This window comes from Pseudomonas sp. WP18 (assembly GCF_036689585.1).
GTDB lineage: Bacteria > Pseudomonadota > Gammaproteobacteria > Pseudomonadales > Pseudomonadaceae > Aquipseudomonas > Aquipseudomonas chlororaphis_E.
The window spans coordinates 5,399,620-5,423,919 of sequence record NZ_CP144758.1 but is presented as its reverse complement, the minus strand read 5'-3'; the positions used below and the strand labels follow the sequence as shown (position 1 = coordinate 5,423,919).

The following is a 24,300-nucleotide window of genomic DNA, read 5'->3' as shown; positions in this document are numbered from 1 at the left end:
CTCACATGAACAGAAATCTGCTGGCCTTGGTTTGCGCGTTGGGCCTGTGGTTGCCCGGCCTGCCCGTCAATGCCGCTTCGGCACCGCCGTTGAGCGAGGTCAAGGTGCTCAAGGTCGAGTCGCCGGCCTGTGGCTTCGAGGACATCACCCCCGGGCAGGCACAGACCCGTTGTGACCACAGTGGTGCGAACATCAAGGTCTATGTGCTGGAAGTCGGCTATGGCCGCCAGCCCCATGTCACGCTGGACGGCTTCGAAGTCGACGGCACCCGCTCGCCGGTGTGCGCGTTCAGCAATGGCAATCTCAACGATTGTTCGAGCCGCACCAAGGTCGTCGGCTATCTGTACATCTTCGACCTGAAGGGCAAGCAGGAGGGCACCTTCAGCTACAGCAACGTCTCGATCAATGCGCCGGGCAATCGGATGTCGACCCAGTTGTATATCAAGTGACGGGCAGTTGGCAGGACGCAGTCCGGCAAACCTGACTAGGCTATGTACGAAATAGCTTGAAACTTGGTTATGCGGCGTTAAAAACCGGCTCGGAATGCTCATTGACAACCAGTCAAGTCGAGCGCGACCCCGGTCGTTCCTCGCCGGTTTTTGCCTTGCCTAACCTGCGTTTCAAACTATTTCGTACACAGCCTAGTCTTCAGGAACACCCCTGCGGAGAACACCCATGATTGCTGGAACCGCGATTCCCCGAGCGCTGATCGCCGTTGCCGAAGGTGTCGACGACTTGCAGACCGTCACCCTGATCGACGTCCTGCGCCGGGCGCAGCTCGAAGTGGTGCTGGCGAGCATCGAAGGCCGGCGGATGCTGACCTGCGCCCGTGGCACTCGCCTGACCGCCGACGGCATGCTGGTGGACGTGCTGGTGCAGGACTTCGACCTGATCGTCCTGCCCGGCGGCCTCATCGGCGCCCAGCATCTGGCCGCCCATCAACCCCTGCAACAACTGCTCAAGGGCCAGGCCGCCGCCGGCCGCTTCTTCGCCGCCATCGCCGAAGCGCCCGCCTTGGCATTACAACCTTGCGGCGTGCTGCGCCAACGGCGCATGACCTGCCTGCCCGCCGTCAGCCAGCAATTGTCCGGGTGTACCTTCGTCGACCAACCCGTGGTCGTGGATGGCAACTGCATCACCGCCCAGGGCTCGGCCGCCGCCCTGGCGTTTGCCCTGGCGTTGGTGGAACAACTCAGCGGCAAGGGCGTGCGCAATGTGGTGGCGGCGGAACTGCTGGCCTGACTGGCGTCAGGCGTGTTGTGGGAAAGCTGGAAGGCTTTAATCATGACGCCGAGTGTAAGGCGATGTATTGCACAGGGTGCGGTATATAGAGACCGCACTTGAGCGACATAAAGGTGCGCTTTGCCGCGCCTGTTCGCCTTCACGAACGCCTTTGAACGCTCACCGCCCCCCGAAGTCGTACCCCTTATGACGGCGGTTTCCCAAAACGCCGCGAGTGTACGACCAACCGTGAGGTGTTTATGAGCGCGACCCTGTCCGAAGCGACGCAGGCGTCCTTCGTCCGTCATCCGATCCGCCTGACACTCAATGGCCAGGTGCGCGAGCTGCAGGTATTGCCCTGGACCACGTTGCTGGACCTGCTGCGTGAGCAACTGGACCTGGTGGGCAGCAAGAAAGGCTGTGACCACGGCCAGTGCGGCGCGTGCACGGTGTTGCGCGATGGCAAACGCATCAATGCCTGCCTGACCCTGGCGGTGATGTGCGACGGCGTCGAATTGACCACCATCGAGGGCCTGGCCGGCGATGACGCGTTGCACCCCATGCAGCAGGCTTTCATCACCCATGACGCCTTCCAGTGCGGCTACTGCACGCCGGGACAGATCTGTTCGGCCGTCGGCCTGGCCAACGAGGGCCGGGCGCGGACCGGCGCGCAGATCAGTGAACTGATGAGCGGTAACCTCTGCCGCTGCGGTGCCTATAACAACATCCGCGACGCCATCGAAGAAGCCTTGCCGCTTTGCCCACAACCCCAGGCACCGGAGGGCGAGCAATGAACCCCTTTCAATACAGCAAGCCTGAGACCGTGCAGGCTGCCATCGACCTGTCGAGCCCGGTGTCGCGCTTCATCGCCGGTGGCACCAACCTGCTGGACCTGATGAAGGAGAACCTCACCCGCCCGGCGCACCTGATCGACATCACCGGGCTGCCCCTGGCGGACCTCAGCGAAACCCCATCGGGTGGGGTGATGATCGGCGCCTTGGTGAGCAATGCCGACCTGGCCTGGCATCCGTGGATCGAGCGCCGCTACCCGCTGCTGTCCCAGGCGATCCTGGCGGGCGCCTCGCCGCAACTGCGCAACATGGCCAGTACCGGTGGCAACCTGTTGCAACGCACCCGCTGCTACTACTTCTACGACGCCAACGTGCCGTGCAACAAACGCCAGCCTGGCAGCGGCTGCCCGGCGCGCAGCGGGCTGAACCGGATCCACGCGATTTTCGGTGCCAGCGACCAGTGCGTCGCGACGCATCCGTCCGACATGTGCGTGGCCTTGGCGGCCCTGGAAGCGGTGGTCCATGTGCTGGGCCGGGGCGGGGCGCGGACCATCGAGTTCGCCGACTTCCACCGCCTGCCCGGCGATGCCCCGGAGCGGGATAACCAACTGGCCGACGATGAACTGATCACCGCCATCGAACTGCCGGCCGCTGGTTTTGCCGAGCACAGTCACTACCTGAAGGTCCGTGACCGAGCCTCCTACGCCTTTGCGCTGGTGTCGGTGGCGGCGGCGCTGGAACTCGACGGACCGGTGATCCGCCAGGCGCGCCTGGCCCTGGGAGGCGTAGCGCACAAGCCCTGGCGCGACCGGGCGGTGGAAAGCTGGCTGAGCGGCCAGACCGTCAGCCGCGAAACCTTCACCGCCGCTGCCGACGCGTTGCTGCAAAACGCTGAACCGCTGGAACACAACGGCTTCAAGGTCAGGTTGGCGCGCCGGGCGATCGTGCGCGCCTTGAGCGATGCCGCACTGGGAGGGCAAGCCAAATGAATGCTCCGAGCAAATCCATAGGGCAGCCACTGGACCGGGTCGATGGCCTGCTCAAGGTGACGGGCCAGGCCCGCTATGCCGGCGAATACCCCGAAGACGGCTTGCTGTACGGCAGTGTCGTGTCGGGCACCATCGCCCGCGGCCGGGTGCTGCGCATCGACGCCTCCAAAGCCTTGGCGCTGCCTGGCGTCGTCGCCGTCATCGACCACACCAACCGGCCCAAGGTCGCCAGCTACGATGAGCCCTACCAGGACGCCGACGCGGCGGATGGCTCGCCGTTCCGACCGCTGTACAACGACGAGGTGCTCTACAGCGGCCAGCCGCTGGCCCTGGTGGTTGCGCAGAACCTCGAACTGGCCCGTTATGCCGGCTCGCTGGTCGAGATCGAATACGAGGTCCAGGACCATCAGACCGACCTGGCCCTCCTGCAAGGCGAGGCCTATCCGGCACCGGCCGAACTGCCCAAGCCCCGTGGAAATTTCCAGGGCGAGTACGCCAGTGCGGCGCTGAGTGTGGATGTGTCCTACAGCACACCGATCGAACACCACAACCCGATGGAGCCTCATGCCTGCACCGTGCTGTATCAGCCTGACGGCAGCCTGCACATCCATGACAAGACCCAAGGCACGCAGAACTGCCAGGCCTATGTGCAGAAGGTATTCGGCCTGGAGAAAGACCAGGTCCGCGTGTTTGCCGCGTTCGTCGGCGGCGCCTTCGGCTCAGGGCTGCGGCCGCAGTATCAATTGGCGTTGGGGGTGATGGCGGCGCTGGCCCTCAAGCGTTCGGTGCGGGTCAGCCTGACCCGCCAGCAGATGTTCACCTTCGGCTACCGGCCACGCACGTTCCAGCGTCTGCAACTGGGAGCCGCGGCCAATGGGCGGTTGCTGGCGGTGGCGCACAGTGCTGTCGGCCAGACCTCGCGTTTCGAGGACTTCACCGAACACGTGGTGGAGTGGAGCGGCATGCTCTATCACTGCGACAACGTCGAGCTGAGCTACAAACTGGTGCCGCTGGACGTCTACACGCCGCTGGACATGCGCGCCCCCGGTGCCGCGCTCGGGTTGATCGGCCTTGAGTGCGCCATGGATGAACTGGCCTGCGCCCTGGCGATCGATCCCGTCCAGTTGCGCTTGAACAACTACGCCGAGCGCAACGAAAACGAAGACAAGCCGTACTCCAGCAAGGAGCTGCGCGAGTGCTACGCCCAGGGGGCTCGTCGCTTCGGGTGGGACAAGCGCAACCCCGAGCCGCGCAGCATGCGTGAAGGCCGGCAACTGGTGGGCTGGGGGATGGCCGGCGGCGTATGGGAAGCCATGCAGCAGAAGGCCAGCGCCCGGGCGTCCCTGGACGCGGACGGCAAACTCACGGTCAGCAGCGCCACCACGGACATCGGCACCGGCACCTACACGGTCATGACCCAGATCGCCGCCGAGGCGTCAGGCGTGCCCGTGGCAGACATCACCTTTGTCCTCGGCGACTCATCACTGCCGACCGCGCCGCTGCAAGGCGGCTCGTTCACCGTGTCATCGGTCGGCACGGCCGTGCAGCAGGCCTGCGAAGCGCTGAAGGAAAAACTGCTGGCCGTGGCCTGGCAGACCTGTCCGGATTTCAGCGGTGCGACCCTTGAGCAAGTCACCTTCGCTGATGGCCATTTGCATTTTGGCGAAGCCCGGGTCGCCCTGGCGGCGCTGGCAAGACAAAGCGCCGAGATACCCGTGCAGGCCCAAGTCACCGCCGAGCCCGACGAAAAGCGCAAGGCCTACGCCACCGCGACGCACTCGGCGGTGTTTGTCGAAGTCCGGGTGGATGAAGACCTGGGCACGGTAAAGGTCAGCCGGGTGGTCAGCGCCATCGCCGCCGGGCGGGTGGTCAACCCGAAAACCGCGCGCAGCCAGATCCTCGGTGGCGTGGTCTGGGGCATCGGCATGGCCCTGCACGAGGAAACCCTCACCGACCACGCTCTGGGCCGGCACATGAACCACAGCCTGGCCGAGTACCACCTGCCGGTAAACGCGGACATCGGCGACATCGAAGTGATCTTTGTCGACGAGCAGGACAAGATCGTCAACGCGCTCGGCTCCAAGGGCGTGGGAGAAATCGGCATCGTCGGCGTGGCGGCGGCCGTGGCGAATGCCATCTACCACGCCACCGGCAAGCGGGTGCGGGATTTCCCCATCACCCTCGACACGTTGCTCTAGGGTCTGTTTGAAAAGTCTTGAGACGAAGGTCAGGCAAGGCGAAAACCGGCGAGGAAGCGGAGTTTACTGGAGTAAATGAGCATTCCGAGCCGGTTTTCAACGCAGCATGAACGAGTATCAAGGCTTTTCAGACAGAGCCTAGGGTGTCGCCTCGGCGACCGGCTCGTGCATCCGGTCGCGCTGGGCCAGGGTCGGGAACAGCTTGATCCAGACCCCGGTCACCAGCAGCGTGCCGACACCGCCCATGACCACCGCCGGCACCGTGCCGAACCAGTGGGCAGTGAGGCCGGACTCGAACTCGCCCAACTGGTTCGAGGCGCCGATGAACAACCCGTTCACCGCGCTGACGCGGCCGCGCATTTCGTCCGGGGTTTCCAGTTGTACGAAGGAGGCGCGGATCACCATGCTGATCATGTCCGCCGCGCCGAGCACCACCAGCACCGCCAGGGAAAACCAGAACGACGTCGAAAGGCCGAAGGCAATGGTGGCGACGCCGAACACGCCCACGGCGGTGAACATCACCCGGCCGACCTTGCGCTCCACGGCGAACCGCGCCAACCACAACGACATCAGCAAGGCCCCGACCGCGGGCGCCGAACGCAACAGCCCAAGGCCCCAGGGACCGGTGAGCAGGATGTCCTTGGCGAATACCGGCAGCAGCGCCGTCGCACCGCCGAGCAACACCGCGAACAGGTCCAGGGAGATCGCCCCGAGGATATCCGGGCGGCTGCGGATGAAGCGAATCCCGGCCAGCAACGAGTCCATCGTCGCCTTGCCTTTGTTCAACGGGGTTTGCCGGGCCGGGAGATTGAGCATCAGGCAGCAGGCGATGACGTAGAGCAGCACGGTCGGCCCATAGACCCAGACGCTGCCGAAGGCATAAAGCAGGCCGCCGAGGGCCGGGGCGACGATGGTGGCTGACTGCTGGGCCGATTGGGCGGCGGCCACGGCCCGTGGAAACAGCGCGGCCGGCACGATGCTCGGCAGCAGTGCCTGGGTGGTCGGCATTTCGAACGAGCGGGCGGCGCCGAGCAGGAAGGCGAGGATGAAAATCATCTCCCGCGTGACGTTGTCGGTGGCGCTGCCGATCACCAGTGCCAGGGCGATCATCGCCTGCAACGACTGGCAGAGGGCCGCGACCTTGCGCCGGTCATAACGGTCGGCCACGTGCCCGGTGTGGAGCATGAACAGCACGCGCGGCGCGAATTCCACCAGGCCCACAAGCCCCAGGTCCAGGACATTGCCGGTCAGTTGATAGAGGTTCCAGCCGATGGCCACGGTCAGCATCTGGAAGCCGCTGGCGGTGAAGATCCGGGCCAGCCAGAAGGCAATGAAGGGACGATGGTGACGGAGCAGCAGCGGCGCTTGGCTGGGCATCTGGAAGAGGTCCGGTGATGAAGGCAATGAGATTATCACCGAGCTGTAACCGGAAGTTGCGGTGGTAGGAAAAATAGTTAGCCAAACATCGATTTTGCCCAAAGCGCCTTCCGAGGTGGCCTCGCCACGGTTGACTGATGGTGCCCCGGTCGGATGCTATCAATTGTCGCTGAGTCAACCTGTCACGCGACAAAAGACCACGCCGTCCATCGGCCATAATGCGACTACTCTTTGATCATTGCTTGATCCAGATCAATACCCTGCCGGGTGCTGGGCTGGCGGCCATCCGGCCAGAATCCTGCGTTGTGACGGTTTAAAAAGAACGATTTGAAAAGCATCGCACTCCATATCCCTGGAGGCGGTGATGCAAGCCCCGCCCGCAGCCGGTTTTACCTGACAGAGGAAGACTTATGTTCGGTTTGGAGGCGCTTGATCTCGCCCGAATCCAGTTCGCGTTCACCATCTCGTTCCATATCCTGTTTCCGGCGATCACCATCGGACTGGCGAGTTACCTCGCGGTGCTCGAAGGCCTGTGGCTCAAGACCCGAGACGACACCTACCGTGACCTGTACCACTTCTGGTCGAAGATCTTTGCCGTCAACTTCGGCATGGGCGTGGTGTCCGGGTTGGTCATGGCCTATCAGTTCGGCACCAACTGGAGCCGGTTCTCCGACTTCGCCGGGGCGGTGACCGGGCCGCTGCTGACCTACGAGGTGCTCACGGCGTTCTTCCTCGAAGCCGGCTTCCTCGGTGTGATGCTGTTCGGCTGGAACCGCGTCGGCCGTGGCCTGCACTTCTTTTCCACGGTCATGGTGGCGATCGGCACGCTGATCTCGACGTTCTGGATTCTGTCCTCCAACAGCTGGATGCAGACCCCGCAGGGCTACGAGATCGTCGACGGGCGAGTGATCCCGGTGGACTGGCTGGCGGTGGTGTTCAACCCTTCATTCCCTTATCGCCTGTTGCACATGTCGACCGCGGCGTTCGTCGCTACCGCGTTCTTCGTTGGCTCTTCGGCGGCCTGGCACCTGCTGCGCGGCCGTGACACCCCGGCGATCCGCCGGATGCTGTCGATGGCGATGTGGATGGCCTTGCTGGTGGCGCCGATACAGGCAGTGATCGGCGACTTCCACGGCCTCAACACCCTCAAGCACCAACCGGCGAAGATCGCGGCCATTGAAGGCCACTGGGAAAACGTCGGCAACGAGCCGACTCCGCTGATCCTGTTCGGCCTGCCCGACATGCAGGCGGAGAAAACCCGTTTTGCCGTGGAAATTCCCTACCTGGGCAGCTTGATCCTGACCCACAGCCTGGACAAACAGGTGCCGGCCCTCAAGGAGTTTCCACCCGAGGATCGTCCGAATTCGACCATCGTGTTCTGGTCGTTCCGGGTCATGGTGGGCCTGGGCCTGCTGATGATCTTCACCGGCCTGTGCAGCTTGTGGCTGCGCCGCAATGACCGGATCTACCAATCCCGGCCTTTCCTGCACATGGTGCTGTGGATGGGGCCGTCCGGGTTGATCGCGATCCTGGCGGGCTGGTTCACCACCGAAATCGGCCGCCAGCCGTGGGTCGTCTACGGCCTGATGCGCACGGCCGATGCTTCATCCGGCCACAGCGTCGCGCAGATGAGCATCACCCTGGTGCTGTTTGTCGTGGTGTATTTCGCGCTGTTCGGCGCTGGGCTGAGCTACATGATGCGCCTGGTGCGCAAGGGGCCGGAGGCCCACGAAGCCGAGCCGAGCGACGGTGGCCCAGGCCAGAAACGCACCCCGGCCCGACCCTTGTCGGCCGCCGACGAAGGCGACGACGACATGGACCACAACGACCGCGCGAACAAGGAGAATTGAACCATGGGTATTGATCTTCCGCTGATCTGGGCCGTGGTCATCATCTTCGGCATCATGATGTACGTGATCATGGACGGTTTCGACCTGGGGATCGGCATTCTCTTCCCCTTCATCAAGGGCGAGCGCGACCGTGACGTCATGATGAACACCGTTGCGCCGGTCTGGGACGGCAACGAGACCTGGCTGGTGCTGGGCGGCGCAGGGCTGTTCGGGGCGTTTCCGCTGGCTTATTCGGTGGTGTTGTCGGCCCTGTACCTGCCATTGATCCTGATGCTCATCGGCCTGATCTTCCGGGGCGTGGCCTTCGAGTTCCGCTTCAAGGCCAAGGCACATAAGCGGCACCTGTGGGACAAGGCCTTCATCGGCGGTTCGCTGACGGCGACCTTCTTCCAGGGCGTGGCGCTGGGGGCGTTCATCGACGGCTTCGAAGTGGTCAATCGCCAGTTCGCCGGCGGGTCCCTGGACTGGTTCACGCCGTTCACGGTGTTCTGCGGCCTGGCCTTGATCGCCGCCTACGCCTTGCTCGGTTGTACCTGGCTGATCATGAAGACCGAAGGCAAGTTGCAGGAGCAGATGCATGATCTGGCCAGGCCGCTGGCGTTCGTGGTGCTGGCGGTGATTGGCATTGTCAGCCTCTGGACACCGCTGGCCCATGCCGACATTGCCGCGCGCTGGTTCACCCTGCCGAACCTGTTCTGGTTCCTGCCGGTGCCGATCCTGGTGCTGGTGACCATGTACGGGCTGTTCCGCGCGGTGGCCCGCAACGCCCACTACACGCCGTTCATCCTGACGCTGGTGCTGATTTTCCTCGGCTACAGCGGGTTGGGCATCAGCTTGTGGCCGAACATCGTGCCACCGTCCATCTCGATCTGGGACGCCGCGTCACCGCCCCAGAGCCAGGGCTTCATGCTGGTCGGCACGTTGTTCATCATTCCGTTGATCCTGGTGTACACCTTCTGGAGCTACTACGTGTTCCGCGGCAAGGTGACCCATGACGACGGCTACCATTGACCGACCTGCGAGGCATGCACATGGCCAAACCTGACTTGAAGGACATCGAGGCGGCCGAGCGAAAGCCCTTGTGGCAGCGGCTGGGTTGGCTGGCGATGATCTGGGCCGGCAGCGTGCTGGCGCTGTTCATCGTGGCCAGCCTGATGCGGATGTTCATGAACGCCGCCGGCCTGACCACCCACTGAGTTCCCGTGGTGGTTACTTGCGGGCCTTGAGGATGACGAACTTCGGCGTCGCGGCCACTTGCTCGACGCCGCGGAACAGCCGGGCCAGCTTGCTGTGATAACCCAAATGTCGGTTGCCGACGATGTACAGGGCACCGCCGACGACCAAGGCTTCGCGCGCCTGCTGGAACATGCGCCAGGCGAGGAAATCCCCCACGACCTGCTGCTGGTGGAACGGCGGATTGCACAGCACCACGTCCAGCGACTGCGCCGGTTGCCCGGCAAGCCCGTCGCCGGCGCGCAGCGTCACCTCGCGCTCGCCCAGGGCGGCGGCCCAGTTTTCGGCCGCCGACTGCACGGCCATGTACGACTCATCCACCAGCGTGTAGCGGGCCTCAGGGTTTTGCAGGGCGCTGGAGATGGCCAGCACGCCGTTGCCGCAGCCCAGGTCCGCGACCTCGGCCGTGCCGAGATTTTTCGGCAGGTGCGGCAGGAAGGCGCGGGTGCCGATGTCCAGGCCTTCGCGGCAGAACACATTGGCGTGGTTGCGCAGCTCGATGTGGGGTTCGTCGAGCCAGTAGCGGGTGGGGTAGGGGGACACGACCGGCGCCTTGGCTTCTGGCGTGGCGATCAACAGGCGGGCCTTTTTCACCGCCAGGGACGCTTGCACCGGGCCGATGTAGCGCTCCAGCAAGTCGCCGGCGGCGCGGGGCAGGTGCTTGATCATGGCCCCGGCAATCACCTGGGCGCCGGGCGCCAGTTGCCCTTGCAGACGGATCAATTGTTCTTCCAGCAGCGCCAGGGTTTTCGGCACCTTGATCAGCACACGGTCGAAGGGGCCGGTCAACGCTTCGCTGGCGGGCACTGTCGGCACCGCATCGAAGGGCCGGCCATTACGCACCAGGTTTTTCTCCAGCGCCTGCAGGGCCAGGAATGAGTCGCCGCTGCTGGTCACGGCCACCTTGCCGGCCAGGCTGGCGGCCAGTGCGCCGAAGCCGTCATTGAGCACCAGGACCCGGGTCTGCGCCGTGGGCTGTTGTTCGGCCAGGTGGGCGAGCAGGTATTCGTCGGCCGCGTCAAAAGCTTGCAGCGGTTCGTTCTGCTGTTCGGGCTGGCGGATCAGGTCGAGCTGGGCGAAGGGGCTGTCGAGCAGGGGCATGGCTGGGACTCTGGAGATCGGTGGATGTCCCGCTGCCTGGGGTAGGAGTCTGGGCGGGACCGCCTGAATGAACTACGTCGCGCAGATGGAGCGGCATCATTCAAGTGGAACCGTAAATGGTACGTTTTTTTGCCTCGTATTGCCCGCGGGTTTTTCCTGGCCGGTCAGGTCACACGGCATGTCAGATCACGTGAATGTGGGCGGCCTTGGCGACGGCGGAAATCTTGTTGCTGACATTCAGTTTGCGCATGCAACTGCACACGTGGAAATTCACGGTGCGTTCGGAAAGGCAAAGGATCCTGCCCACTTCCGATGCTGTCTTGCCTTCGGCGGACCACTTCAACACTTCGATCTCCCTGGGTGACAGGTGAACGCTCGGCTTGCTGGTGACAGTGTCGGATAACTTCTTGCTGGCCAGGGCGTGCAGCCGTTGGCTGGCGAAAATCGCATAACCGAGGTTGCCGTAATGCTCGTCGATATCGATGGGGTAATGAGACCTGGCCAGGCTGAACAGGCTGCAATGGGTGCCCTGTTCATCATGGACGGCCTGGGTCCAGCCGTACTTGAGTCCCTGTCGATTAAGTTCGCGCCATAACTTCGGCGCTTTGGCAAAGACTGTTTCACTCCAGAGAATGGGGATCATTGACTGATTGCAATGTGCTACTAACGGATCTTGCGAGGCATAGCCGTTTTGCTCATAGAATCGGTCCCAACCATAAGGATAGTTATTAAGGTTGACCTTGTTGGTGTGCTTATCGGGGCTGCCGTGATAGCTGGCGAATGCACAATATTCAAACCCCTGATTGTTAAAGAAATTCAGGACCAGGCGATAGGCCGCCTGCAGGTCTTTTTCACAGGACAGTTTTCTCAGCTGCGAGTCCTTCCAATTATCCATCGCGTTCTCCTGGGTTGATTCGTCCATGCGGATCCAATCCATGATGCGAAATTTCAGTGTAGGACTATTCCTGATTTGCAGTGGAATTTTTTTAGTTTACTGACAGTGTGAGGTGTTTAAAAAGTAAACTTCCTAGTCGGTTGTTTTTACAGCGTTTGTAACTTTGTACAAGTTTACGAAGTGTTCGCGGCTGGTGCGGCTACATAGCTATTAAATTGCCATTGCGTCGCGACGGTGGTGGCGATTGTCCATTTGCGGGACACTGTGCACTGGTTCCATTGGAGTGACGCATGAGCGACAGTGCAGAGAAGTTCACCCGCCAGACCCTGCTCGATGTCCAGACATTGACCCCTCATTTGTTTACCTTGCGTACGACGCGAGATCGCGGCTTTCGCTTCCGCGCCGGTCAGTTCGCCCGGTTGGGCGTGACCAAGGCGGACGGCAGTACCGTCTGGCGGGCCTACTCCATGGTGTCTTCGCCGTTCGATGAGTTCCTCGAATTCTTTTCCATCGTGGTGCCCAATGGCGAGTTCACCAGCGAGCTCAGCCGGTTGCAGCCGGGCGACACGTTGCTGGTGGATCGCCAGGCGTTTGGCTACCTGACCCTGGACCGCTTCGCCGATGGCCGCGACTTGTGGCTGCTGTCCACGGGGACGGGCGTGGCCCCGTTCATTTCGATCCTCCAGGATTTCGAGGCCTGGGAGAAATTCGAACGCATCATCTTGGTGTACAGCGTGCGTGAAGCGCGGGAGCTGGCGTATCAGGACCTGATCGAAGCGTTGCCCCGGCGTGAATACCTGGCCGAGTACGCGCACAAGTTTCGTTTCATCGCCACCGTCACCCGCGAGCAGCATCCGGGCGCGCTCAATGGGCGTATTACCACGTTGATCGAGAATGGCGAGCTGGAGCGGGCGGCGGAGGTGGCACTGACGCCGGAGCATTCGCGCGTGATGCTCTGCGGCAACCCACAGATGATCGACGACACGCGCCAGTTGCTCAAGGCCAGGGGCCTGCAGTTGAGCCTTACCCGCCGACCCGGCCAGGTGGCGGTGGAGAATTACTGGTAGAGGCCCGACATGAAACCCGTGGGAGCGGGCTTGCGCGACGACGTCGGCACAGTCGACATCACCGCAAACTGCCCCACGCTTTCACGCGCAAGCCCGCTCCCATGGGAAAAAGACCGCTCAAGGCCTCTCGTTCTGCGCCTTGAGCAGGTCGCGAATCTCGCTCAGCAGCAGCTCTTCCTTGCTCGGGACAGGAGGCGCGCTCGGGGCCACGGCTTCTTCGCGCTTGAGGCGGTTGATGGCCTTGACGCCCATGAAGATGGCGAACGCGACAATGATGAAGTCGATGACACTCTGGATGAATTTGCCGTAGGCCAATACCACCGCCGGCGCGTCACCTTGGGCGGCCTTGAGGGTAATGGCCAGGTCGCTGAAATCCACCCCGCCGATCAGCATGCCGATGGGCGGCATGATCACATCGCCAACGAATGACGACACGATTTTGCCGAAGGCGGCACCGATGATGATCCCGACGGCCATGTCGACGACATTGCCTTTGACCGCGAAGGCCTTGAACTCGCTTAGCACGCCCATGTGTTATTCCTTGTGGCAGGTGAGGGGTGAGTGGCAGTGTAAATCAGCCTGGCGTGTCTTGCGCAAACGCCTGCTTAGAAGCTTAGTTATCGACCCGGCCCCAGGTCAAAAGTTTACAAAGTGCCACCAATCGCGCGTGATACGTGGTTTGAAACCGATTCCCCACAACGTTTTTTCTATCGAAGCGGTACGGGATTTCTATTTAGGTTTTGGTTTTTCGGGCACTAGCCTCTGACAGGCGCACCTGGATGCGCTCTACAACATCAGAGGAACACGCCTATGAATACCTCACTTGGCCGCGGGGCTTTTTCCCACCGTCGCGCGTTTTTTGTGCTGACCGCCAGCCTGCTGTCCTTGTCCGTCAATGCCGCCACCCTGACCCGTGATAATGGCGCGGCGGTCGGTGACAACCAGAACTCGCAAACCGCTGGCCCCAACGGGCCGACCCTGTTGCAAGACGTGCAGTTGATCCAGAAGCTCCAGCGCTTCGACCGCGAACGTATCCCGGAACGCGTGGTGCATGCCCGGGGCACCGGGGCCCATGGCACCTTCACGGTCTCCGATGACCTCAGCGACCTGACCAAGGCCAAGGTCTTTGCCGGCGGCCAGGTCACGCCGGTGTTCGTGCGTTTCTCGGCGGTGGTCCATGGCAATCATTCTCCGGAAACCCTGCGCGACCCCCGTGGTTTCGCCACCAAGTTCTACACGGCGGACGGTAACTGGGACCTGGTGGGCAACAACTTCCCGACCTTTTTCATTCGCGATGCCATCAAGTTTCCCGACATGGTCCACGCGTTCAAGCCCGACCCACGGACCAACCTGGACGATGATTCACGTCGCTTCGATTTCTTCTCTCATGTTCCAGAATCCACCCGCACCCTGACCGAGTTGTATTCCAACTCCGGGACACCGGCCAGTTATCGTGAAATGGACGGTAATGGCGTGCACGCCTACAAACTGATCAATGCCAAAGGCGAAGTTCATTACGTCAAGTTTCATTGGAAAAGTTTGCAGGGGTTGAAAAATCTCGATCCGAAAGAAGTCGTGAAAGTTCAAGGTCAGGATTACAGCCATATGACCAATGACTTGGTCACTCACATCAATAAAGGCGATTTTCCAAAGTGGGACTTGTATGTCCAAGTGCTGAAGCCGGAAGACCTGGCCAAGTTTGACTTCGACCCACTGGACGCCACCAAGATCTGGCCCGGTGTGCCTGAGCGCAAGGTCGGGCAGATGGTCTTGAACCGCAACCCGGCGAACGTCTTCCAGGAAACCGAACAAGTGGCGATGGCGCCGGCCAACCTCGTCCCGGGCATCGAGCCTTCGGAAGACCGCCTGCTCCAGGGGCGGGTGTTCTCCTACGCCGATACACAGATGTACCGCATAGGCGCCAACGCCCTGCAATTGCCGATCAACGCACCCAAGGTGGCGGTGAACAACGGCAACCAGGACGGTGCCATGAACCCTGGTAGCACCAGCACCGGCGTGAACTACCAGCCGAGCCGCCTGACGCCTCGGGACGAACAACCTGCGGCGCGCTACAGCCAGACGGTGCTGACGGGCAGCACCCAGCAGGCGAAGATCCAGCGCGAGCAGAACTTCAAGCAGGCCGGTGACCTGTACCGCTCGTTCAACCAGAAGGAACGCAACGACCTGATCGAGAATTTCGGTGGGTCCCTGGCCACCACCGACGACGAGAGCAAGCACATCATCCTGTCGTTCCTCTACAAGGCAGACCCTGAGTACGGCACCGGCGTGGCCCGTGTCGCCAAAGGCGACCTGGCCCGGGTCAAGGCGCTGGCGGAAAAGCTGGCTGACTGATCAGGCACATGACGAGTGGGAGCAAGCCCGTGATGCAGCCACTGGCTCGCGAGCGGGCTTTGTTCCCACGCTCTTGTGTCAGAAGGAGACATGACGATGCGCTATTTCCTGTGTTCACTGCTCGCCACCTGCTCACTCGCCGCACTGGCCGATGAGCCCCTGCCCACCGACCCGGCGGCCGTGCAGGCCGAGTTGCAAACCTATTACTTCGACGCCGCCCGCCGGGGCGACGTGCCCATGCTCGATGCCTTCATCGACGCCGGCTACGCGCTCGATACCCAGGACGAAAAGGGCTACACCGCGCTGATCCTCGCGGCCTACCACGGCCAAGGGCCGGCGGTGGAGCGGCTGCTGGCCGCCGGGGCCGATGCCTGCGCCCAGGACAAGCGCGGCAACACCGCGCTGATGGGCGCCATCTTCAAGGGCGAAGTGCAGATCGCCCGGCGCCTGCTGTCCACCGATTGCAGCCCCGACCAACGCAATGGCGCGGGGCAGACCGCAGCGATGTACGCCGGCCTGTTCAAGCGTGATGAACTGCTGGAGGCCTTGAAGGCCAAGGGCGCCGACCTGCAAGCCCGGGACCCGCTGGGCAATAGCGCGACGGACCTGGCCCGCGGTGAAATCAGAATGCCGGCCCCGCGCTGATGCTCGCCTGAGCTATCATCGCGATTTTTACCCCGGAGTTCAGATGGCCAAGGCAAAGCGCATGTACGGCTGCACCGAGTGCGGTTCGACCTTTCCCAAATGGGCCGGCCAGTGCGGTGAGTGCGGAGCCTGGAACACCCTGACTGAAACCATGGTGGAGAGCGGCGGTGCGGCGGCGCCTGCCGGGCGTACGGGGTGGGCCGGCCAGCAGGCCCAGATCAAGACCCTGGCCGAAGTCAGTGTCGAAGAAATCCCGCGTTTCTCCACGGCCTCCGGGGAATTGGATCGGGTGCTGGGAGGCGGCCTGGTGGACGGCTCGGTGGTGCTGATCGGGGGCGACCCGGGCATCGGCAAGTCCACCATCCTGCTGCAGACCCTGTGCAACATCGCCACGCGCATGCCGGCGCTGTACGTCACCGGCGAAGAATCCCAACAGCAGGTCGCCATGCGTGCCCGGCGCCTGGGCTTGCCCCAGGATCAGTTGCGGGTCATGACCGAGACCTGCATCGAAACCATCATCGCCACGGCGCGCCTGGAAAAACCCAAGGTGATGGTGATCGACTCGATCCAGACGATCTTCACCGAACAACTGCAATCGGCGCCGGGCGGCGTGTCCCAGGTGCGCGAAAGCGCGGCGCTGTTGGTGCGCTACGCGAAACAGAGCGGCACGGCGATTTTCCTGGTGGGCCACGTCACCAAGGAAGGCGCGCTGGCGGGACCGCGAGTGCTGGAGCACATGGTCGATACCGTGCTGTATTTCGAAGGCGAGTCCGATGGCCGCCTGCGTTTGCTGCGGGCGGTGAAGAACCGTTTTGGCGCGGTCAATGAGCTGGGAGTGTTCGGCATGACCGACCGGGGCCTGAAGGAGGTCTCCAACCCGTCGGCCATCTTCCTGACCCGTGCCCAGGAAGAAGTGCCGGGCAGCGTGGTCATGGCGACCTGGGAGGGGACGCGCCCGATGTTGGTCGAAGTGCAGGCGCTGGTGGACGACAGCCACCTGGCCAATCCGCGCCGCGTGACTCTGGGCCTGGATCAGAACCGACTGGCCATGCTGCTGGCCGTGCTGCACCGGCACGGGGGGATCCCGACCCATGACCAGGATGTTTTCCTCAACGTGGTGGGCGGGGTAAAGGTGCTGGAAACCGCCTCCGACCTGGCCTTGATGGCGGCGGTCATGTCGAGCCTGCGCAATCGACCGCTGCCCCACGACCTGCTGGTATTCGGTGAAGTGGGGTTGTCGGGTGAAGTCCGGCCGGTGCCCAGCGGGCAGGAGCGACTCAAGGAGGCGGCCAAGCACGGCTTCAAGCGCGCCATCGTGCCCAAGGGCAACGCCCCGAAGGAAGCCCCGGCAGGGTTGCAGATCATTGCCGTGACACGCCTGGAGCAGGCGTTGGATTCGTTGTTCGAATAAGCCCAGGCTTTTGCAGTGCCCATTTGAGCAAATGAATCTGTGGCGTGGGGCTCAGACCTGGATCAATGCCGCCAACTCCCGTTCCAGTTCGTCATGGTCGGCCAGGTTCAGCTCCACCAGGCGCCGCAGGTGGGCGATCGAATCCAGGTCGATGTGTTCGCAGACAAAACCCAGGTGGCCATGGTCGTCGTGGGCCAATCGAACTTCCATGCGCACCTCCACCTCATTGCTCAGGTGGACATCGGCCACGAAGGGTTCTTCCGGGTTGCCGAGCCAGGGCTCGGGTTTTTTGATCAGCAGGCCCTTGAGGGACAGGTCCAGCAACTCCACTGGCCAGATAAAGGGGCCCTGGCTCAGTTCCGTCCTGGCGTGAAACTCGATTCGTACGAAGCGGCGGCGTTCGCTCATGACCCATCCTCTTTGAAGATTCACTGACTATAGACCCAACCTGCGCGTCTTCATCACCGTTCGGCCGGCGGCAGACGAATGTCGGGTATGGCCTTTATTCGGGTTAGCGCTAAACTCCGGTAGCTGTCTTCTTGTCCACCCCTGGCTGGAATATAAAAATGACAAACAATAATAGCCTGCTGCGCCATATCCCCTGGCTCCTGCTGGCCGTCGTCGGCGCGTGCGCGCTGGGCGTCGTCGCGTTACGCCGCGGCGAAGCCATCAACGCCCTCTGGATCGTCGTCGCAGCCGTGGCCATCTACCTGGTCGCCTACCGCTACTACAGCCTCTTCATCGCCAACAACGTGATGCAACTCGATGCGCGCCGGGCCACGCCTGCCGTGCTCAACAACGATGGCCTGGACTTCGTCCCGACCAACAAGCACATCCTCTTCGGTCACCACTTCGCCGCCATTGCCGGCGCGGGGCCGCTGGTCGGGCCGGTGCTGGCCGCGCAGATGGGCTACCTGCCCGGCACGCTCTGGCTGATCGCCGGCGTGGTGCTGGCCGGGGCCGTGCAGGACTTCATGGTCCTGTTCCTGTCCACCCGCCGCAACGGGCGCTCCCTGGGGGACATGGTCCGCGAGGAAATGGGCCGCATTCCCGGCACCATCGCGCTGTTCGGCTGCTTCCTGATCATGATCATCATCCTCGCGGTGCTGGCGCTGATCGTGGTCAAGGCCCTGGCCGAGAGCCCGTGGGGGATCTTCACGGTGATGGCGACCATCCCGATCGCGATGTTCATGGGCCTTTACATGCGCTACATCCGCCCGGGCCGCATCGGGGAAATCTCGCTGATCGGCGTGCTGTTGCTGCTGGGGTCGATCTGGCTCGGTGGGCAGATCGCCGCCGACCCGGTCTGGGCCAAGGCCTTCACCTTCACCGGGATCCAGATCACCTGGATGCTGATCGGCTACGGCTTTGTCGCCGCCGTGCTGCCGGTGTGGCTGATCCTGGCACCGCGGGACTACCTGTCGACCTTCCTCAAGATCGGCACCATCGTCGCCCTGGCGATCGGCATCCTGGTCACCATGCCCGAGCTGAAAATGCCGGCGCTGACCCAGTTCACCAATGGCCTGGGCCCGGTGTGGAAGGGCGGTCTGTTCCCGTTCCTGTTCATCACCATCGCCTGTGGCGCGGTCTCGGGTTTCCACGCGCTGATTTCCTCGGGCACCACGCCCAAGCTGCTGGATAACGAAACCAACGCCCGCTACATCGGCTACGGCGGCATGCTCATGGAGTCCTTCGTGGCGATCATGGCGATGGTTGCCGCGTCGGTGATCGAGCCGGGCGTGTACTTTGCCATGAACAGCCCGGCGGCCATCGTCGGCGGCGACGTGGTGGCCGTGGCGCAGACCGTCAGCAGTTGGGGCTTCGCCATCACTCCGGACGCCCTGCAGGCCGTGGCCAAGGACATCGGCGAGACCACCATCCTGGCCCGTGCCGGCGGCGCGCCGACCCTGGCGGTGGGCATCGCGCAGATCCTGCACTCGGTGCTGCCGGGTGAGAACACCATGGCGTTCTGGTACCACTTCGCGATTCTGTTCGAAGCGCTGTTCATCCTCACCGCGGTGGACGCCGGCACCCGTGCCGGGCGCTTCATGCTGCAGGACCTGCTGGGCTCGTTCGTGCCGGCCCTCAAGCGCACCGAATCCTGGACCGCCAACCTGATCGCCACCGCCGGTTGCGTGGCGCTGTGGGGTTACCTGCTGTACCAGGGCGTGATCGATCCGCTGGGCGGCATCAACACCTTGTGGCCGCTGTTCGGCATCTCCAACCAGATGCTGGCCGGTATCGCGCTGATGCTCGCCACCGTGGTGCTGATCAAGATGAAGCGCCAGCGCTACGTCTGGGTCACGCTGCTGCCGGCGACCTGGCTGCTGATCTGCACCACCACCGCGGGCCTGATCAAGCTGTTCGACGCCAACCCGGCGATCGGCTTCCTGGCCCTGGCGCGCAAATACAACGAGGCGCTGGCCGCCGGGCAAGTCCTGGCCCCGGCCAAGAGCATCGAGCAGATGCAGCACGTGGTGTTCAATGCCTACACCAACGCGACGTTGACGGCACTGTTCCTGTTCGTGGTCTTCAGCATCCTGTTCTACGCGCTCAAGGTCGGCATCGCCGCCTGGGGTACGAAGGAGCGCACGGACAAGGAAGCGCCTTTCCAAGCGCTGCCGGACGCCTGAAACGAGGATTGCAACGATGTTCAATGACTTGAGTCGCCTGGGTAAATACCTCGGTCAGGCCGCCCGCCTGATGGTCGGCATGCCCGACTACGACAACTACGTCGAGCACATGCAGACCCAGCACCCGGACAAGCCGCTGATGGACTACGAGACGTTCTTCCGCGAACGCCAGGAAGCCCGTTACGGCGGCAAGGCCGGGCCCAAGTGCTGCTGACCCGGCAGCCCTGAGGTACCCGCCCTGTGGGAGCGGGCTTGCTCGCGAATGCAGTGGGTCAGTCGATAAAGAGGTTGGCTGACCCACCGCTTTCGCGGGCAAGCCCGCTCCCACAGAGTTATTTGGTGGGGCACAAGATGTGTGTCCGTCACAGATTCCCTGTGTGGGAGCGGGCTTGCTCGCGAATGCAGTGGGTCAGTCGATGAAGAGGTTGGCTGACCCACCGCTTTCGCGGGCAAGCCCGCTCCCACAGTGTTTTTTGGTGGGCTCAAGAGGTGGGTTCGCCACAGATTCCCTGTGTGGGAGCGGGCTTGCTCGCGAATGCAGTGGGTCAGTCGATGAAGAGGTTGACTGGCCGACCGCTTTCGCGGGCAAGCCCGCTCCCACAGTGTTTTTTGGTGGGCTCAAGAGGTGGGTGCGCCACAGATCCTTGTGTGGGAGCGGGCTTGCCCGCGATGGCGTACTATCAGCCGACATCGACAGTGACTGACCCTCTGCTGTCGTAAGCAGGCTCGCTCCCACAAAAATCCGCATCAAGGAGATTCTGTTTGTCCTCTCCCATCCCGGTCACCATCCTCAGTGGCTTCCTCGGCGCTGGCAAGACTACGCTGCTGCGTCATCTGCTCAAGGCCGAGCACGGCCTGAAAATTGCCGTGATCGAGAACGAATTCAGCGATGCTGGCATCGACACCCAACTGCTGGGCGACGAGCCGGTGCAGGTCATGACCCTGGCCAACGGCTGTGTGTGCTGCACCATTCACACCGACCTGACCAAGGCCCTGTACCTGCTGCTCGAACGGCTGGACAGCGGCGCGATCGCCTTCGATCGCCTGGTGATCGAGTGCACCGGCCTGGCCGATCCGGCGCCAGTGGCCCAGGCGTTTTTCATCGACGAAGACTTGCGCGAGCGCTACATCCTCGACGGCATCCTGACCCTGGTAGACGCCGCCCACGCCGACCTGCACCTGACCCAGGCCATCGCCCAGGCCCAGGTCGGGTTCGCCGATCGCTTGCTCCTGAGCAAGACCGACCTGGTGGACGTGGCCCAGGTCGAGGCCCTCGGCGAGCGTCTGGCGCGGATCAATCGGCGAGCGCCCATCCGGGTGGTGGAGCACGGCAAGATCGACCTGGCCGAGCTGCTCGACATCCGCGGCTTCAACCTCAATGCGGACCTGGGCGCCGGGTTCAGCCTGCGCCCGGTCGGCAAGGCGACCCCGGGCGATCGCATCAGCAGCCTGGTGCTGCGTACCGACAAGCCGCTGGATATCGACAAGCTCAGCGCGTTCATGAACCAGTTGCTGGAGGAGCACGGCAAGCAACTGCTGCGCTACAAGGGCGTGCTGAACATCGCCGGTGAACCTCGTCGGCTGGTGTTCCAGGGCGTGCTCAAGCTCTACGGTTTCGATTGGGACACCGAATGGGCCCCCGATGAGCCTCGCGAGAGCGTGATCGTGTTCATCGCCGATGAGCTGCCCGAAGAGAAGATCCGCGCAGGCTTCGACGCCGCGCTAAGTTGACGATCCGGCGCCGGCGGCCATCAGCAACTTCTGTTCGAGATGGTCCAGGTGCTCGTCCATCAGCCGCATGGCTTCATCGACGTCGCCGTTTTCCACGGCGTCCACGATGGCCAGGTGTTCTTGCCAGGCGCAGTGCCGGCGTGACTTGACCTCATGCCGGGCCAGGGCCAACGAGGTCAATGGCACCAGGCTGCCGAGGAACTGCGCCAAGGGTGCGTTGCCAGCCATGGCCGCCAGTTGCAGGTGAAACTCGCCGGACAGGCGTATCGCCGGGCCGCGTTCGCCGCGGTCCAGGCACTGGCGTTCGCGGTCCACCAGTTCGCGCAGGCCTTGCAGGTCCCTGGGGTGTGGCGCCTTGCAGGCCAGGCGCACCAGGGTATGTTCGGCCAGGCGGCGGGCATGGAGGATTTGCCGGGTCTGTTCGAGGTCCGGTGCCGCGACCTGGGGCCGGTGGTTGGGGCGCAGGATCACCACCTGCTGATGGGACAGGCGCGCCAGGACGCGACGAATGATGCTGCGGCTGACGCCGAACACATCCCCCAGGCTTTCCTCGGTGAAACGGCTGGCCGGGGCAATGCGCTGGTCGAGAATGGCGTCGAAGATCCGCGGGTAGATATCGTCCACCGACGGCTTGCCGACCCGGCCGGGCAAGGGCAGGGAGGCAAGTACGCTGCGCTGGTGCTGATGGGAAGCGAGGTTGTTCATGGCGATCTCCGCAGGCCGTGGCTCAAGTGCCGAGGTTGTCGTCCGGGATATTCAGTTCGATGCCCATGCGTTGGCCTTCCCGCAGGATGTGCCGCCGCATCTCGGCGCTGGCCTGGGCACTGTTCTTGGCGCGAATGGCGCGCACCACCGCTTCGTTCTCTTCCAGGCGCTCGGCCAGGTGTTCGGGCGAGTTGCGCAACACATCGGCGCTCTGCTTGAGGGCGTTGCTGGTCTGCTGCACCACGTTCTGGAAAATCGGGTTGGAGGTCAGGGCGAACAGTTCCTCGTGGAAGGCGATGTAGGCGTTGGCGCAGGCGTCGCTGTCATTGGCTTCCAGGGCTTCGCGCATGTCCATCAGGGTCAGGCGCAACTGGCCGACTTCCTTGCTGCTGATGGACTGGGCCACCAGGCCAACGATGAAGGGTTCAAGGGTGTAGCGCAGTTGCAGCAGGTCTTCGAGACTGGCGCCGGCCATGGCGCTGCTGTCACCGCCGGCATCGCTGAAATTGGCCTCCAGCACCACGACGCCCTTGCCGGGCATCGAGCGAACCAAGCCCAGGGTTTCCAGCACAATCACCGCTTCGCGCAGGCTGGGCCGGCTGATGCCCAGTTGCTCGGCCAGTTCGCGCTGGCCCGGGAGCATGTCGCCGGAGCGCCATTGGCCTCGGGCGAGGGCGGCGCGGAGTTTCTCCACGACCGAGTTGACGACGGTTGATGAACTGATCACATGGGGCTCCTTGGAAATCATCAGGCGGTGCCGGTTCGCGGGCCGGCGCCGCAGTCTTTCAGAATTGCTGGTGATGAGCACTGCCCACCGGTTTTCGGGCCTGGAAGGTATAGCCTTGCTGGCCGGACAACACCTTGCGGGCCCGCGGTACGTCGATGTCTTTTTCCCAGCGGGCGATGGCCACGGTGGCCACGCAGTTGCCGATCAGGTTGGTCAGGGCGCGCCCGATGCCCATGAACCAGTCCACCGCCAGCACCAGGACCAGGCCAACCACCGGGATGGCCGGGATCGCCGTCAACGTGGCCGCCAGGATAACCAGCGCCGAACCTGGAATCCCGTGGGCGCCCTTGGAGGTGATCAACGACACCAGCAGGATGGTCAGCAGGTCGCTCATGGCCAGCGGCGTGCCGGTCGCATTGGCGATGAAGACGATGGCCAGGGTCAGGTAGATCGAAAAGCCGTCCAGGTTGAACGAGTAGCCGGTTGGGATGACCAGGCCCACGGTCGAGCTGCCGATGCCGAGGTGTTCGAGCTTGCGCATGATTTGCGGCAGCACGGCGTCTGACGAAGCGGTGCCGAGCACGATCAGCAGTTCTTCACGCAGGTATTTGAGGAACGGCAGCATGGGCAGCCCCGACGCGCGCATCACCAGCCCGAGGATGACCGCGACGAAGGCGATGCAGGTCAGGTAGAACAAGCCGACGAGGCTGCCCAGGTGCTGCAGCGAATCCAGGCCGTATTTGCTGGTGGTGAAGGCGATGGCGCCAAAGACACCGATTGGCGCCAGGCGTACGATCATGCCCATGATGCGAAAAATCACGTGGCTGAGTTCGTTGATCAGGCGCGAAATACCCGAGGCGGCGTCCCCCACCAGGTTCAACGCACTGCCGAACAGCACCGCGAACAGCAGCACTTGCAGGATGTTGTTTTCCGCGAAGGCGCCGATCACCGACGTCGGGATCAGGTTCATCAGAAATTGGGTGGTGGTGACCATGTGCTGGCCGCGCTGGGCGATGTCACCCATGTCAGCGCTGGAGAGCTGCTCCAGGTGGATATTGGCGCCGCTGCCGATGCCGGTGGTGAAAGCGAACACCAGCCCGATCACCAGGGCGATGGTGGTGAGAACTTCGAAATAGATGACCGACTTGAGGCCGATGCGTCCGACCTTCTTGAGGTCGCCGGCACCGGAGATGCCGCTGACCACCACGCAGAACACGATCAGACCGATGAGCATCTTGATCAGCTTGATAAACCCGTCACCGAGGGGCTTGAGCTGTGCAGAGTATTCGGGAAGGGTAAGCCCGCAGACGATGCCAAGCACCAGTCCGAGGACAACTTGAAGGAAGATCGACCGCGAGCACCATTTGAGCATGG

At 63.0% G+C, this 24,300-nt stretch carries 23 protein-coding genes; 15 read left to right on the top strand and 8 right to left on the bottom strand.

The features are described 5' to 3' along the window. Window positions 1-5: 5 nt before the first annotated feature. From V5F23_RS24130 to V5F23_RS24110, 5 genes are all read left to right on the top strand, one after another. Window positions 6-449 carry a DUF4879 domain-containing protein gene (locus V5F23_RS24130; protein WP_212803049.1) on the top strand — a complete coding sequence of 148 codons (444 nt, stop codon included), beginning with the start codon at window positions 6-8 and terminating at the stop codon, window positions 447-449. A 226-nt stretch (window positions 450-675) separates the two neighbouring features. Beyond that, complete coding sequence (locus V5F23_RS24125) at window positions 676-1,242, top strand: DJ-1 family glyoxalase III (protein ID WP_042732079.1); 567 nt, start codon at window positions 676-678, stop codon at window positions 1,240-1,242. Between the two features lie 239 nt (window positions 1,243-1,481). After that, a complete protein-coding gene (locus tag V5F23_RS24120) occupies window positions 1,482-2,015 on the top strand; it encodes a (2Fe-2S)-binding protein (protein ID WP_042732080.1) in 534 nt (177 codons plus the stop codon). Then, on the top strand, window positions 2,012-3,001 hold the full coding sequence (locus V5F23_RS24115) for a xanthine dehydrogenase family protein subunit M (RefSeq protein WP_047736305.1): 990 nt from the start codon (window positions 2,012-2,014) through the stop codon (window positions 2,999-3,001). The genes V5F23_RS24120 and V5F23_RS24115 overlap by 4 nt, the downstream gene beginning before the upstream one ends. Beyond that, complete coding sequence (locus V5F23_RS24110; protein WP_338496820.1) at window positions 2,998-5,199, top strand: xanthine dehydrogenase family protein molybdopterin-binding subunit; 2,202 nt, start codon at window positions 2,998-3,000, stop codon at window positions 5,197-5,199. The genes V5F23_RS24115 and V5F23_RS24110 overlap by 4 nt, the downstream gene beginning before the upstream one ends. A 138-nt stretch (window positions 5,200-5,337) precedes the next feature. Here V5F23_RS24110 and V5F23_RS24105 read toward each other — a convergent pair whose 3' ends face one another. Continuing rightward, window positions 5,338-6,576, bottom strand: a complete 1,239-nt coding sequence (locus V5F23_RS24105) for an MFS transporter (RefSeq protein WP_042730952.1) — start codon at window positions 6,574-6,576, stop codon at window positions 5,338-5,340. A 410-nt stretch (window positions 6,577-6,986) separates the two neighbouring features. Between V5F23_RS24105 and V5F23_RS24100 the strand changes: the two genes are divergently transcribed. The 3 genes from V5F23_RS24100 to V5F23_RS24090 are packed head-to-tail and all read left to right on the top strand — an operon-like array spanning window position 6,987 to window position 9,622. Next, window positions 6,987-8,426: a cytochrome ubiquinol oxidase subunit I gene (locus V5F23_RS24100; protein ID WP_042730951.1), complete on the top strand. Its 1,440-nt coding sequence runs from the start codon at window positions 6,987-6,989 to the stop codon at window positions 8,424-8,426. Window positions 8,427-8,429: 3 nt separating this feature from the next. Next, on the top strand, window positions 8,430-9,437 hold the full coding sequence (gene cydB / locus V5F23_RS24095) for a cytochrome d ubiquinol oxidase subunit II (RefSeq protein ID WP_042730950.1): 1,008 nt from the start codon (window positions 8,430-8,432) through the stop codon (window positions 9,435-9,437). A 14-nt stretch (window positions 9,438-9,451) separates the two neighbouring features. Continuing rightward, window positions 9,452-9,622, top strand: coding sequence for a DUF2474 domain-containing protein (locus V5F23_RS24090; RefSeq protein ID WP_080922111.1), 171 nt, complete (start codon window positions 9,452-9,454; stop codon window positions 9,620-9,622). A 13-nt stretch (window positions 9,623-9,635) separates the two neighbouring features. On the opposite strand, the gene V5F23_RS24085 is transcribed toward V5F23_RS24090, so the two are convergent. Then, window positions 9,636-10,760, bottom strand: a complete 1,125-nt coding sequence (locus tag V5F23_RS24085; RefSeq protein WP_338496817.1) for a methyltransferase — start codon at window positions 10,758-10,760, stop codon at window positions 9,636-9,638. 181 nt (window positions 10,761-10,941) lie between these two features. Beyond that, window positions 10,942-11,682: an autoinducer binding domain-containing protein gene (locus tag V5F23_RS24080; protein ID WP_338496814.1), complete on the bottom strand. Its 741-nt coding sequence runs from the start codon at window positions 11,680-11,682 to the stop codon at window positions 10,942-10,944. A gap of 263 nt (window positions 11,683-11,945) precedes the next feature. Here V5F23_RS24080 and V5F23_RS24075 point away from each other — a divergent pair, with 263 nt between their 5' ends. Continuing rightward, window positions 11,946-12,722, top strand: a complete 777-nt coding sequence (locus V5F23_RS24075) for a ferredoxin--NADP reductase (RefSeq protein ID WP_042730947.1) — start codon at window positions 11,946-11,948, stop codon at window positions 12,720-12,722. A 117-nt stretch (window positions 12,723-12,839) separates the two neighbouring features. Here V5F23_RS24075 and mscL read toward each other — a convergent pair whose 3' ends face one another. Next, the gene (gene mscL / locus V5F23_RS24070) at window positions 12,840-13,253 is read right to left on the bottom strand and encodes a large-conductance mechanosensitive channel protein MscL (protein WP_047736302.1); all 414 of its coding nucleotides are present in this window, start codon (window positions 13,251-13,253) and stop codon (window positions 12,840-12,842) included. Window positions 13,254-13,532: 279 nt separating this feature from the next. Between mscL and katB the strand changes: the two genes are divergently transcribed. The 3 genes from katB (at window position 13,533) to radA (ending at window position 17,130) form a co-directional block, all read left to right on the top strand. Beyond that, a complete protein-coding gene (gene katB, locus V5F23_RS24065; RefSeq protein ID WP_053144265.1) occupies window positions 13,533-15,074 on the top strand; it encodes a catalase KatB in 1,542 nt (513 codons plus the stop codon). Between the two features lie 96 nt (window positions 15,075-15,170). Then, window positions 15,171-15,719, top strand: a complete 549-nt coding sequence (locus V5F23_RS24060) for an ankyrin repeat domain-containing protein (protein WP_042730944.1) — start codon at window positions 15,171-15,173, stop codon at window positions 15,717-15,719. 43 nt (window positions 15,720-15,762) lie between these two features. Then, on the top strand, window positions 15,763-17,130 hold the full coding sequence (gene radA / locus V5F23_RS24055) for a DNA repair protein RadA (RefSeq protein ID WP_047736300.1): 1,368 nt from the start codon (window positions 15,763-15,765) through the stop codon (window positions 17,128-17,130). Between the two features lie 51 nt (window positions 17,131-17,181). Here radA and V5F23_RS24050 read toward each other — a convergent pair whose 3' ends face one another. After that, the gene (locus tag V5F23_RS24050; RefSeq protein ID WP_047736299.1) at window positions 17,182-17,538 is read right to left on the bottom strand and encodes a PilZ domain-containing protein; all 357 of its coding nucleotides are present in this window, start codon (window positions 17,536-17,538) and stop codon (window positions 17,182-17,184) included. 158 nt (window positions 17,539-17,696) lie between these two features. Here V5F23_RS24050 and V5F23_RS24045 point away from each other — a divergent pair, with 158 nt between their 5' ends. The 3 genes from V5F23_RS24045 to yjiA all read left to right on the top strand — a co-directional run bounded on the left by V5F23_RS24045 (window position 17,697) and on the right by yjiA (window position 21,494). Further along, window positions 17,697-19,763, top strand: a complete 2,067-nt coding sequence (locus tag V5F23_RS24045; protein ID WP_053144271.1) for a carbon starvation CstA family protein — start codon at window positions 17,697-17,699, stop codon at window positions 19,761-19,763. A 16-nt stretch (window positions 19,764-19,779) separates the two neighbouring features. After that, window positions 19,780-19,977, top strand: coding sequence for a YbdD/YjiX family protein (locus V5F23_RS24040; protein ID WP_042730733.1), 198 nt, complete (start codon window positions 19,780-19,782; stop codon window positions 19,975-19,977). 548 nt (window positions 19,978-20,525) lie between these two features. Further along, entirely contained in the window at window positions 20,526-21,494 is a 969-nt protein-coding gene (gene yjiA / locus V5F23_RS24035; protein ID WP_042730732.1) for a GTPase, read from the top strand. Here the strand turns inward: yjiA and V5F23_RS24030 are convergent. From V5F23_RS24030 to V5F23_RS24020, 3 genes are read right to left on the bottom strand one after another with little or no spacing between them, the layout of a single operon-like run. Next, entirely contained in the window at window positions 21,486-22,199 is a 714-nt protein-coding gene (locus tag V5F23_RS24030) for a GntR family transcriptional regulator (protein ID WP_042730731.1), read from the bottom strand. The genes yjiA and V5F23_RS24030 overlap by 9 nt on opposite strands. Window positions 22,200-22,221: 22 nt before the next feature. After that, window positions 22,222-22,926, bottom strand: a complete 705-nt coding sequence (locus V5F23_RS24025; protein WP_042730730.1) for a FadR/GntR family transcriptional regulator — start codon at window positions 22,924-22,926, stop codon at window positions 22,222-22,224. Window positions 22,927-22,984: 58 nt separating this feature from the next. After that, on the bottom strand, window positions 22,985-24,298 hold the full coding sequence (locus V5F23_RS24020; protein WP_042730729.1) for a C4-dicarboxylate transporter DctA: 1,314 nt from the start codon (window positions 24,296-24,298) through the stop codon (window positions 22,985-22,987). Between the last annotated feature and the right edge of the window lie 2 nt (window positions 24,299-24,300).